This window comes from Streptomyces sp. NPDC059564, assembly GCF_042735575.1.
In the GTDB taxonomy this organism is placed as follows: Bacteria; Actinomycetota; Actinomycetes; order Streptomycetales; family Streptomycetaceae; genus Streptomyces.
Genome location: NZ_JBHWBP010000047.1, coordinates 25,325 through 36,560, shown reverse-complemented (window position 1 = coordinate 36,560; position 11,236 = coordinate 25,325). Strand labels below are relative to the sequence as shown.

General features: G+C 71.4%; 13 protein-coding genes. 9 read left to right on the top strand and 4 right to left on the bottom strand.

Going from position 1 to position 11,236, the window contains the following annotated elements:
• Positions 1-187: 187 nt before the first annotated feature.
• Both ACFV0Q_RS11930 and ACFV0Q_RS11925 read left to right on the top strand, forming a co-directional pair.
• Positions 188-781 (top strand): toxin-antitoxin system, toxin component, encoded by a 594-nt coding sequence (locus ACFV0Q_RS11930; protein ID WP_385004096.1) that lies wholly within the window; start codon positions 188-190, stop codon positions 779-781.
• A gap of 242 nt (positions 782-1,023) precedes the next feature.
• Positions 1,024-2,010, top strand: a complete 987-nt coding sequence (locus ACFV0Q_RS11925) for an aldo/keto reductase (protein WP_385004094.1) — start codon at positions 1,024-1,026, stop codon at positions 2,008-2,010.
• 100 nt (positions 2,011-2,110) lie between these two features.
• Here the strand turns inward: ACFV0Q_RS11925 and ACFV0Q_RS11920 are convergent, their stop codons facing one another.
• On the bottom strand, positions 2,111-2,797 hold the full coding sequence (locus ACFV0Q_RS11920; protein ID WP_385004093.1) for an intradiol ring-cleavage dioxygenase: 687 nt from the start codon (positions 2,795-2,797) through the stop codon (positions 2,111-2,113).
• A 228-nt stretch (positions 2,798-3,025) separates the two neighbouring features.
• Here ACFV0Q_RS11920 and ACFV0Q_RS11915 point away from each other — a divergent pair, with 228 nt between their 5' ends.
• Positions 3,026-4,012 (top strand): MsnO8 family LLM class oxidoreductase, encoded by a 987-nt coding sequence (locus ACFV0Q_RS11915; protein ID WP_385004091.1) that lies wholly within the window; start codon positions 3,026-3,028, stop codon positions 4,010-4,012.
• A gap of 27 nt (positions 4,013-4,039) precedes the next feature.
• Positions 4,040-4,699: a maleylpyruvate isomerase N-terminal domain-containing protein gene (locus tag ACFV0Q_RS11910; protein WP_385004089.1), complete on the top strand. Its 660-nt coding sequence runs from the start codon at positions 4,040-4,042 to the stop codon at positions 4,697-4,699.
• Between the two features lie 41 nt (positions 4,700-4,740).
• Here the strand turns inward: ACFV0Q_RS11910 and ACFV0Q_RS11905 are convergent, their stop codons facing one another.
• Positions 4,741-5,148: a carboxymuconolactone decarboxylase family protein gene (locus ACFV0Q_RS11905; RefSeq protein WP_385004087.1), complete on the bottom strand. Its 408-nt coding sequence runs from the start codon at positions 5,146-5,148 to the stop codon at positions 4,741-4,743.
• Entirely contained in the window at positions 5,145-5,810 is a 666-nt protein-coding gene (locus ACFV0Q_RS11900; protein WP_385004085.1) for a class II aldolase/adducin family protein, read from the bottom strand. Before ACFV0Q_RS11900 ends, ACFV0Q_RS11905 begins: the two co-directional genes overlap by 4 nt.
• 108 nt (positions 5,811-5,918) lie before the next feature.
• Between ACFV0Q_RS11900 and ACFV0Q_RS11895 the strand changes: the two genes are divergently transcribed.
• The 4 genes from ACFV0Q_RS11895 to ACFV0Q_RS11880 all read left to right on the top strand — a co-directional run bounded on the left by ACFV0Q_RS11895 (position 5,919) and on the right by ACFV0Q_RS11880 (position 9,529).
• The gene (locus ACFV0Q_RS11895) at positions 5,919-6,350 is read left to right on the top strand and encodes a MerR family transcriptional regulator (protein WP_385004083.1); all 432 of its coding nucleotides are present in this window, start codon (positions 5,919-5,921) and stop codon (positions 6,348-6,350) included.
• 134 nt (positions 6,351-6,484) lie between these two features.
• Entirely contained in the window at positions 6,485-7,333 is an 849-nt protein-coding gene (locus ACFV0Q_RS11890; RefSeq protein ID WP_385004081.1) for an aldo/keto reductase, read from the top strand.
• Between the two features lie 137 nt (positions 7,334-7,470).
• Complete coding sequence (locus ACFV0Q_RS11885) at positions 7,471-8,049, top strand: hypothetical protein (RefSeq protein WP_385004079.1); 579 nt, start codon at positions 7,471-7,473, stop codon at positions 8,047-8,049.
• 328 nt (positions 8,050-8,377) lie between these two features.
• A complete protein-coding gene (locus ACFV0Q_RS11880; protein ID WP_385004077.1) occupies positions 8,378-9,529 on the top strand; it encodes a hypothetical protein in 1,152 nt (383 codons plus the stop codon).
• A 41-nt stretch (positions 9,530-9,570) separates the two neighbouring features.
• Here the strand turns inward: ACFV0Q_RS11880 and ACFV0Q_RS11875 are convergent, their stop codons facing one another.
• Positions 9,571-10,512 (bottom strand): alpha/beta hydrolase family protein, encoded by a 942-nt coding sequence (locus ACFV0Q_RS11875; RefSeq protein ID WP_385004075.1) that lies wholly within the window; start codon positions 10,510-10,512, stop codon positions 9,571-9,573.
• A 96-nt stretch (positions 10,513-10,608) separates the two neighbouring features.
• Between ACFV0Q_RS11875 and ACFV0Q_RS11870 the strand changes: the two genes are divergently transcribed.
• The gene (locus tag ACFV0Q_RS11870; protein WP_385004073.1) at positions 10,609-11,205 is read left to right on the top strand and encodes a TetR/AcrR family transcriptional regulator; all 597 of its coding nucleotides are present in this window, start codon (positions 10,609-10,611) and stop codon (positions 11,203-11,205) included.
• Positions 11,206-11,236 lie beyond the last annotated feature (31 nt).

Genomic DNA, 11,236 nt, shown 5'->3' with positions numbered 1-11,236 from the left:
GAGAAGGGCTGCCGTCCTGCCACAACCGTACGAGGCTGATCCAGTGGCTCGACGCCCACATGACCGAGCGCGCGGCCGAAAGGACCGCGACCCCGGCCGGCAGTCCGCCCTGAGGCGGCCCGCCAGGGCATGGCGATCGCAGCCACAGGGACAGGACAGGCACGGCAGGGCCACAGGGGAGACGGGTGTGTTCAAGCAGCGGGAGATCCGGCAGTCGGTAGGCGCCTTGGTGGACGCGGTCAGCCACCTCAAGGCCCCCGTTCCGGGCGAAGCCATGTGCCGCGCGCTCTGCGAGGCGATGGGGGAGCGCCGGGGGCGGAAGATCGAGTTCCGTACCACGTCCTTCCCCCCGGGCACCGCCAGCGGGCTCGCGCTCGACCTCGGCGAACGGGACCTGGTCGTGGTGGAGAAACGAACCGTCCCCTTGCACCAGCTCATCATCACCGGGCACGAGCTGCGCCACCTGGAACTGGGGCACTGTCACCAGCACGTCGCCGAAGGCTCCCTGGCCGCCCGCCTCCTGCGCCACGACGCGGATTTACAACACGTCGTGCAGTCGGTGCTCGCCGTCGCGGGGCGACAGAGCCCCGAGCTGGTGGGAGCGGACGGCACGGCCGCCAAGAGCCACGCACGGCAGGAGCAGGCCGCGGAACGGTACGGGCTGGAACTGGCCCATGCCGTACGGCACCTGCTGTCCGGCGCCGCCCCGCAGTCCCTGGACCGGGGTACGACCTCGGGCCGGATCGAGGTGGCCCTCGGGCACTTGGGCGAGCGTGGCTGACCGTGTCGGACCCGAACTTCTGCATCCCCGTCGCGCTGGACATCCCCTGACGGGCCCACAGCCGACCAGGCGCGAACGCGGCCTCCTCCTCACGGACACACCCCTCCCGTCCGGCGGAAGTTCTTACGGGTGCGGGCACCAGGCCCGTGCCGTACAGCTCGAAGCGGGGCATCGGTTGACATGGAGTGCACTCCAACACCTAGCGTCCTGGACAGATGATCCCGATCTCAGGAGGCAGCACCATGAACCACGTCCCGACCCGGAATCTGGGCAGCCTCGCGGTCTCGGCCCAGGGCCTGGGCTGCATGGGCATGAGCCACGGCTACGGTGCCGGCGACGACGCCCAGTCGATCGCGACGCTCCACCGTGCGCTCGACCTCGGGGTGACCCTCCTCGACACCGCCGACTTCTACGGCGCCGGCCACAACGAGGAGCTCGTCGGCCGGGCCGTCGCCGGGCGCCGCGACGAGGTGGTGCTGGCCACGAAGTTCGGCTTCGCCAACCGCCTGGGCGAGCCGACCCTGGTCCGCGGCGACGCCGCCTACGTACGGCAGGCGTGCGAGGCGTCGCTGCGCCGGCTCGGAGTCGACCACATCGACCTCTACTACCAGCACCGGGTCGATCCGGACGTCCCGATCGAGGAGACCGTCGGCGCCATGGCCGAACTGGTCAAGGCCGGGAAGGTCCGCCACCTCGGCCTGTCGGAGGCCGGCGTGAGCACCATCCGGCGGGCGCACGCGGTGCACCCGATCGCCGCGCTGCAGAGCGAGTGGTCGGTGTGGACCCGCGACCTGGAGGCGGACATCGCACCGGTCTGCCGCGAACTCGGCATCGGCCTGGTCCCGTTCTCCCCGCTCGGGCGCGGCTTCCTGACCGGCCGGTACCGTTCGGTCGAGGGGCTGGCCGAGACCGACGTCCGGCGCACCCAGCCGCGCTTCGCCGACGGCAACCTCGAACGCAACCTGGCGATCGTCGCCAAGCTCGACGAGCTGGCCGAGGCCAAGGGCGTCACCGCAGGCCAGCTCGCCCTGGCCTGGGTGCAGCACCGGGGCGAGGACGTGGTGCCGATCCCCGGAACCCGGCGGCAGAACTACCTGGAGGAGAACCTCGCGGCGCTGGCCGTCGAACTGACCCCCGAGGACCTCACCGCCATCGAGGCCGCCGCCCCGCCCGGGCAGGTCGCGGGCACCCGCTACGACGCGACGAGCCTCACCTTCGTCAACAACTGAGCCGCCGGCCGGACCCGCCGCCAGACCCCGGGCCCGCCACGAGCCCCGGGGTCTCGTGCCGCACGACGCGCGGCCGTGGTGGTGGCGGTGGCGGTGGCGGTCAGGCGATGCCGATCACGAACGACGCGCGGTACCCGGCCCCGTCCCGTACCGGGTCCAGGGTCAGCTCGGCGCCCTTGGCCGCGAAGCGGTCGTCGCGGGTGTTGGGGTGGGCCGGGGCCTTGCGGCGGGAGTACGGCTCACCCGCGTAGATCGTCTTGAGCAGTCCTTCGGGCAGGAACAGCTGCGAGGAGACTTCGGTGCGCGCACCGGGGCGTACCTTGAAGTGCACGTGCGGGGCGATGTGCGCGTACCAGCCGGGCACGATGGTGCGGAACGACACGCGGCCCTGCGCGTCGGTGGTCTGGGTGCCGCGCAGGTACGTGGCTCCGCGCTGCGAGTACGTCCCAGAGGCGTCGGCCTGCCAGATGTCCACGGCGACCTCCGCCAGCGGCGCGCACCCCTTCGAAGCCCGTACGACGTGCAGGTCCAGCCGCAGCGGCACGCCCTCCCGGTCTTCCGTGACGTCGGAGCGGATCCGGCTCTTCGGCGTGTAGTACGGGCCTTCTCCGGTCTCGGCGGCGAGTACGCAGGCGGGCGTGACGCCCTGGGCGGCGGGAGCCCGGCCGGCCGCCTCCGTGCCGGTCCGCCTCCCCGCACAGGCCGATGCCAGGGTGGTGATCGCGGTGGTTCCGGCAGCCAGCAGGAGCGTGCGCCGGTTGGTGTCCAAGGGGCCGTTGGCGGTCATGGCGAACCTTTCGGGGGGAGCGGGGCCATGCGCCCCACCGTGACCCAGCCGGCCCGCCGCTCTCCCCGACACGCCGTCGCCCCGGCCGCCGGTACCTCCCCTCGGCCGAGGCGGGCACCGGCCGGGCCCCGGGCGCGCCCGACCGGACGTCACGGACCCGCCCGGCCCCGTGGCGCGAAAGCGATCACCGCCCCGCTCGCCGCAACGCATGATCCCTATGCTGGCCGCATGCTCGATATACCTCTTTCAGCGCTGGAAGTCGCGATGGTCCAAACGGACACCCGAGCCGTGGACACCTTGCGGGACACCACGGCCTTCGCACAGGGACTGGAGCGGCTGGGCTACCACCGGATCTGGTACGCCGAGCACCACCACTCGCCCGCGATCGGCGCGTTCCCCCCCGTCGTGCTGACCGCGCACTCCGCCGCTTCGACCGCGGCCATCCGCATCGGCTCGGGCGGCGTGCTGGCCCCGAACCACGCACCCATCACCCTCGCGGAGCAGTGGGGAACGCTGGCCGCCCTGCACCCGGACCGCATCGACCTGGGCATCGGCCGCGGGCCCGGGACCTTCGACGAAGCCACCGCGCGGGCCCTTCGCCGCGGTGCCGGCCCGGCGACGGACGCGGACTACGAGAGCGACGTCGCCGCGATCCTGTCCTTCCTGGTGGACGAAGTCGCCCTCGGCCCGCTGCCGGAGCCGTGGCTGCTGGCCTCCAGCCCCGCCGGTGCCGCCCTCGCCGCCCGACTCGGCCTGCCGGTCGCCGTCGCCCACCACATCCGGCCGGACAACACCCGCGCGGTGCTGGAGTGCTACCGGGCGGAGTTCACCCCGTCCCGCTGGTGCGGGGAACCTCGGGTGCTGTTGTGCGTGGAGACGGTGTGTGCGGAGACGGAAGAAGAAGCGGCGTGGCGCATCGGCCCCATGGACGTCGTCAAGGCCGGGCTCCTCAAGGGCATCAGTGACGCGCCCTTCCCGACGCCGGCGGAGGCGGCCACCCACTCCTTCACGGAGCCGGAGCGACAGGCGCTGGCCGGCTTCCGGGCACAGCAGGCCGTCGGGACGCCCAAGACCGTCGTGGACCGGCTCGCCCAACTGGTCCGGGAAACCGGGGCGGACGAACTGATGCTGACCACACCCGTCTACGACCTCCGCGACCGCATCGGCTCGTACGAGCTGATCAAGACATACTGCGAGGCCACGACCGCGCCGTAGGAGGCAGAGGGCTGCTAGCTTGCGGCTGTGGATCTGTTGTTCTCCCGCTCATGGGCGGCGTTGCGCACGGCGGTCGCCGGGCTCTCGGACGAGGACTTCGCACAGCCGTCGGGCTGCGCCGGGTGGCTCGTACGGGACCTGGTGTGCCACCTGGTCATCGACGCCCAGGACGTCCTGATCACCCTCGCGACCCCCGCCGGCGCGGAACCGACCCGCGACGCGGTGACCTACTGGAACGTCTCCGCAACCCCGCCGACCGGCGACGACCCGCTCGACGCGCTGACCGTCCGGCTGGCCGCCGCCTACGAGGACCCGCGGCTGCTGACGTTCCACCTCGACGACGTCGGCTCCGCCGCGGGCCGCGCGGCCGAGCTGGCCGACCCGGACCTCCGCGTCGCGACCCGCGGCGAGGTCCTGACGGCCGCGGACTACCTGTCCGCGTACGTCATCGAGTGGACGCTCCACCACCTGGACCTCGTCGCGTACCTCCCGGGTACGCCCGGACCACCCCTGGAGGGCCTCGCCCGGTCCCGCCGGATGCTGGAGACGATCGCCGGGGCCACCTTCCCCGCGTCGTTCTCCGACGAGGACGCGCTGCTGACCGGCACCGGACGGCGCGCCCCGACCGGTGAGGAGAAGGCCCGGCTGGGCGGGCTCGCCGCGCGCCTCCCGTTCGTCCTCGGCTGACCGCCCGGCCGGGCCGGGCGGTCAGCCGATGCGCGCGTCCTTCAGGCCTGACCCGCCCGGCCCTCGTCCGGCAGGAGTCCGGCGATGATCTCGGTACCGAGCGCGTACGCCGGCACGCCCGAGGTGATCAGCGCGGTCTCGGCGACCCCGATGAGGTCGGCGATGCGGGCCCCGGCACGGAGCGCGCCGTGGGCGTGCAGCCGGGCGGGATGTTCCCGGCCGAGGGACAGGAGCTGGCCGAAGTGCACGAGCTGCTGCACCCGCGCGCCCAGCGGATTGTCGGTCAGCACGATGTGCCGCAGTGCCGCGAGCGCCTCCTCGGTGGGGAGCCGGTCGAAGGCCCCGGCCAGGCGCAGCCTCTCTTCCACGCCGCTCGGAACGGCTCCGAGCGTGGAGCGGTAGCGGTCGCGTACGGCCTCCGTACGGGGGGCGAGGGAGTCGTTCGTCATGCCGAGACCCGCGCGATCGAGGCGCGTACGGCTTCCACGGCGCCCTCGGGGAAGTCCACTGCGCCGCCGATCGCGGCCGCGGCGATCTCCGCCTCGGCGCTCTCCTCGATGGCCACCACGAGATGGGCGGTGGCTGCCGAGTCCGGGCCGAACACCAACAGTCCGTGGTTGGCCAGCAGGACGGCAGCCGTCGTCGGGCGCCGTTCCAGGACATCGGAGATGCCGCGCACCGACACGTCCGACCCGCGCGGCCCCCACGGAACCACCGGGACGTCCTCGGCCTGCCCGAAGCGCAACATCGGCTCGGTCCGGCACGGCAGCGGCCGGTGGGCCAGGGCGAAGGCCGTCGCGGCGGGCGAGTGCGTGTGGATGACGGCACCCACCTGCGGGCGAGCGCGGTAGATGGCGCTGTGCATGGAGATGATCTCGGCGCTCACGGAGCTCAGCTCACCCTCGAGGACCCGCCCGTCGAGGCTGACGGTCGCCAGCTGTCCGGGCCGCAGCCCGCGGACGAACCCCGGCGTGAGCAGGAAGCGCTCGCCGTCGAGCCTGGCGCTCAGGTTGGCGTGCCCGGAGCGGGCCATCACCCCCGCCGCGAAGAGCGTCTCGGCAGCTCCGACGAGCTGCTCGGCCTGCTCGTTCACCACGCGTACGTCAGTCATTGCGGAATCTCCGAACTCGGTTGCAGCGGCGGCTGATTCGCCGCTGTCCACGTGCGGACCACTCTTCAACTTGAACTAAGGTTCAAGTCAAATGCCGGGGCCGGAGCGATGGCGAACGAGGAGCGGGGCGGCGTGGACGTGCGCATGACGATCGGCCGACTGGCCGAGATCACCGGAGTGCCCGCGTCGGCCATCCGGTACTGGGAACGCCACGGACTGCTGCCGACGCCCGAACGGCAGAGCGGGCAGCGGCGCTACCCGCCGGAGGCCGCCCAGCGGATCGTGCTGCTGCGCAAGTGCCAGCAGGCCGGGCTGACCCTGGTCGAGATCCGGGAGTTCCAGCAGGACCAGGCGCGGAGACAGGCGATGATCCGTGGCAAGGTCGCCGAGATCGAGCAGCGCATGGTCGATCTCGACCACGCCCACCAGCTCCTGACCCATGCCCTCCAGTGCGGTGAGGAGGACATCGTCCGGTGCCCGAAGTTCCGGGAACAGATGGCGGCGTGGCGCACCCCGGAGCCGCCGGACCGCGCCGACTAGCCGGTCCGCGGGGTCGGGCCGTTCCGCGTCGGCGGCGTGTCCACATGGAGTAGCGGCCGGGAGGCGCCGTCGCCTGGCGGGTACCGGTGCATAAGCCTCGGCTGCGACCCGCGCACACAGAGCAAGGAGCCCCCATGCACACCGTCACCCTGAACAACGGCGTCGAGATGCCGGTCCTCGGCTTCGGCGTCTACCAGATCCCGCCCGAGCAGACCGAGCAGGCGGTCAGCGACGCCCTCGCCGCCGGGTACCGGTCCCTCGACACCGCGGCCGCGTACGGCAACGAGGAAGCCGTCGGCCGTGCGATCAAGAGCAGCGGCATCCCGCGCCAGGACCTGTTCGTCACCACCAAGCTCTGGATCTCCGACGCCGGCGAGGACAAGGCGAAGCGCGCCTTCGACACCTCCCTGCGCAAGCTCGGCCTGGACCAGCTCGACCTCTACCTGATCCACCAGCCCTACGGTGACGTCTACGGCTCCTGGCGAGCGATGGAGGGACTGCACCACCAGGGCCTCGTCCGGGCCATCGGGGTCTCCAACTTCCACCCTGACCGCCTCGTGGACCTGATCGACCACAACGAGGTCACGCCGGCCGTCAACCAGGTCGAGACCCACCCCTTCCACCAGCGCACCACCGATCAGGAACTCATGCGCGAGCGCGGCGTCCAGATCGAGTCGTGGGGCCCCTTCGCCAAGGGACGCAACAACCTCTTCACCCACCCGGTGCTCAGCCGGATCGCCGCCGCGCACGGCAAATCCGTGGCGCAGGTCGTACTGCGGTGGCTCGTTCAGCGCGCCGTCGTTGTGATCCCCAAGTCGGTCCGGTCCGAGCGCATGGCGGAGAACCTCGACGTCTTCGACTTCGAGCTCACCGCCGACCAGATGGCGGCCATCACTGCCCTTGACACGGGAGAGTCGCTGTTCTTCGACCACCGGGACCCGGCCATGGTCAGCCGACTCGGCAACGTCACTCTGAGCGCCTGACCGACGCCCACCGGGGGGTCCCCGTAGGGATGGTAAAAATGTACAATTTCTATGCATTTATATGAGCTTTACCAATCCCTCGCGCTGAGTGGCGCTGAATCCCTGACGCGGCCTTGCGGGGGCAGGAGATGAGACTCATGGAACCTTCCACCCGCTTGCGCCGTGCCGTCATCGGCATGGCCGCGACGGGCCTGCTCGCCGGGGGTGCGGCGCTCGGTGCCGCCGGCAGCGCGTCGGCGGCACCGGCGACGGCCTCCGCCACACCCTCCACGTCGGTCGCTTCCGTCCTGACCGACGACCACAACCGCGACGACCACCGTGACAGCAACGGCAACGGCAACGGCAACGGCAACGGGAACTGGAACGGCAACGGCAACGGGAACGGCAACGGGAACTGGAACGGAAACGGCAACGGGAACGGAAACGGCAACGGGAACTGGAACGGAAACGGGAACTGGAACGGCAACCGCAACCACGACCAGCAGAACCGTCACGACCGCTGCTCGTGGGAGCGCGGTCACTGGAGCAAGACCTGGATCAAGGGGCACTACGAGAAGAAGTGGCACGACGGCCGCTGGCACCCCGGTTACAAGGACCAGCACGGCAACTGGCACCCCGGCTGGAAGAGCCACGGCTGGTTCGAGAAGCACTGGGTCCCCGGCCACCAGAGCGCCCACTGGGTGAAGGGCCACTGGAACTGCCACGACAAGTGGTAACCGGAGTTCCGCGGACCGCGTCCCGGGCCCCCGTGGGGCCCGGGCTGTGCGGCGCGCCGCGCCGAGCCGGGTCATCATGGCGGAAGGCATGAAGGACGGCACGTCCCCGTCAGGAGGCGGCGTATGCAGCTGGACGAGTCACAGAGGGCCTGGGCAGCGATCATCGGCGTCGTCACCGTCATCCTCGCGGACATCGCCGCGATCATCCTGATGAACACCGTCGGGCGCTGACCGCCGGTTCCATCTCGCTGCGCAATGCGATGCCATGTCCCTGACCAGCCGCGATATGTTGTGCGTCCATCCGGGGGACGACGTACGGAGCATGTGCATGACGCAGAACAGCTGGCCGGGAGCGCACGGGGGCGATTGGGGTGGCGCCCCGCAATGGGGAGGGCGGGTGCCGCAGGCCCCGCAGCCGGGGGTGATACCCCTGCGGCCGCTGGCCCTCGGGGACATCATCGGCGGATCGTTCGCGACCCTCCGCCGCCACTGGAAGCCGGTCGTCGGTGTCGTGATGGCCGTACAGGCCCTCGTACTGCCGGTCATGGCCCTCGTGGTGGGCATCGCCGCGGCCGCCGTGTACGAGCACCTCGACCCCGCCTTCGATCCGCCGTACGGCGAGGACCCGGCGTCCGAGCACGTCGTGCCGGTGGTCGTCGCTTCCGTCATCGTGTTCGTGCTGCTCCTCGTCATCGGGATGCTGGCCATGGCGGTCATCGCCGCGCTCTGTCCGGCGGTGCTCAAGGAGGCCGTGACGGGCCGTCCCACCACCTTCCGCGCGATGTGGCGCGGCTCCTTCCGGCGGGCGCCCGCCGTGGCCGGCGCGATGTTCCTCGGCGCTCTGATCGCCGGCTCCCCGGTGATCGCCGCCATGGCGGTGTGGGTGCCCCTGGTGGCCGCCGTGGACTCCCGGGACGGCGCGTTCGTCCTCCTCGGCATCCTGCCGGTGCTGCTGCTGGCCGCCCTGCCGCTGGCCGTCTGGCTCAACGTCCGCTTCAGCCTGGCCTCGGCGGTCGTGGTCCTGGAAGGCGCGGGTCCGGTCACCGCGCTGCGCCGCTCCGTCGCGCTGGTGCGGGGCGACTGGTGGCGGATCTTCGGGATCACCATCCTGGGAGCCCTGCTCGCGGGGGCGATCTCGTGGGTGATCCAGCTTCCGTTCAACGTCATCGGTGTCTTCGCGATGATCCCGGCGATGATGGGCATGCCCCAGGACGGCAGCGGCCCGTCGGCCGGACTGATCACCGGCCTCGTGGTGTCCTTCCTCCTCATGCTCATCGGCGGTGCCGTCAGCCAGGTCTTCCAGATCGGATTCAGCCAGCTGGTGAGCGCCCTGCTGTACGTGGACCAGCGGATGCGGCGCGAAGGCCTTGCCGAAGCGATCCTCGCCGACCTCGCCGCGGGCCAGGCCGCCACCGTCATCACCGAGCCCGCGCCGCCGGCCTCGCCGCAGCCCGACGGGCCGCTCGACGGTCGCGGATAGCTGCCGCCGGGTTCTTGCCCAACGTGTCGCGCAGGGGCCCGCTACTTGGACTCCACCCGCCCCAGCGCATCGGGGCCGGCCGTCAGCGCGTCACGGGCTTCCTGCCAGGCGGGGTCTCCGGGATGGAGCTCGGTGCGGAGGTAGCCCGACGTGAGCCGTAGGAGCGCGGACACGCGCGCCGGGTTCTCGTCGGTGGTCTCCGCGACGTCGTAGCCGGAGATCCCGCCGAGCCCGTGCTCCGCGCCGAACAGGGTGAGCAGGGACTTGGGGCCCGGGGAGAGGGAGTACGGATCGGTGTGCCAGTCCGGGCCCGCGACGGTCAGGTGGGCCGAGGCGTCCTTGTCGCCGGCGACCACGAGCGCGGGCGTCGTCATCCGGGAGAAGTCCGTGGTCGAGAAGAAGGCGTAGTTCTCGGTCACGAACTCGGTCAGGGCGTCGCCCCCTCTGCCGGGAGCGGCGAGCAGCACACCCGCCTTGATGCGGGGCTCGGTCAGGTCCACTTCCGTTCCGTCGTCGGGATCGGTGAGCCGGGCGCCCAGCAGCAGGCTCGCGGTGTGCCCGCCCATCGAGTGCCCGGCCACGGCGATCCTGCTGTGGTCCAGGCGTCCGAGGAGCTGCGGGACGGCGGCCTCTATCACGTCGAGCCGGTCGAGGACCCGCTTCATGTCCTCCGCCCGCGACCGCCAGTACAGGGGTGCCCCGGGGGTGCCGGGATCCAGGCTCAGCGTCGTCGAGCTCAGATGGGTGGGCTGGATCACGACGAAGCCCTGTGCCGCCCAGTAGTGGGCGAGCGGCGCGTAGCCGTTCAGCGAGGAGAGGTGGTTCGAGTACCCCTGGCCGTGCGAGAGGAGGATGACCGGGAGCTCGCCGCCGGACACCGGCGCGGAGACCCGTACCTGCAGGTCCACGGCCCGGCCGGGAGCCGGCAGCACGACCGGGCTCACCGAGAGGACGGCGCCGGCCGTGTAAGTCGATGCACTCATGATGCGTATGTCCCTTACACTCGAAGCGGATCGTTGTTCCGTTTAGTATGCGGAACGCTGTTCCGTTTTGTCAACGGTCATCGGAAGGAGAGCGTGGTGCCCACTGCGAGCGAGTCCGGGGGAGTGCCGGCCCGGAGCAAGCGGGCCGACGCGCTGCGCAACCAGCAGACGCTGCTCGAAGCCGCCGCCGAGGTGTTCGTCGCCTCGGGCGTCGACGCGCCGATCCGTGAGATCGCGGCCAAGGCGGGCGTCGGGCTGGGGACGATCTACCGTCACTTCCCGAACCGGGCGGACCTCGTCGTCGCCGTCTACCGCCACCAGGTCGAGGCCTGTGCCGAGGCCGGCCCGGCCCTGCTGGCCGAGGCCGAGTCGCCGCTCGCGGCCCTGCGCCGGTGGGTCGACCTCTTCGTCGATTTCCTGGTCACGAAGCACGGCCTCGCCAACGCGATGCAGTCCGACAGCAGCGGCTTCGACGCGCTGCACGCCTACTTCCTCGACCGCCTGGTGCCGGTCTGCGCGCAGTTGCTCGACGCCGCGGTCGACGCGGACGAGATCAGGCCGGGTACGCAGGCCTACGAACTGATGCGCGGCATCGGCAACCTCTGCATCGGACGGGACAGCGATCCCCGCTACGACCCCCGCCGACTGGTCGCACTGCTCCTCCAGGGACTCCAGCGACCGCGGTCGGTCTGAGGACCGCGGTCGGTCTGAGATCCGCGGACCC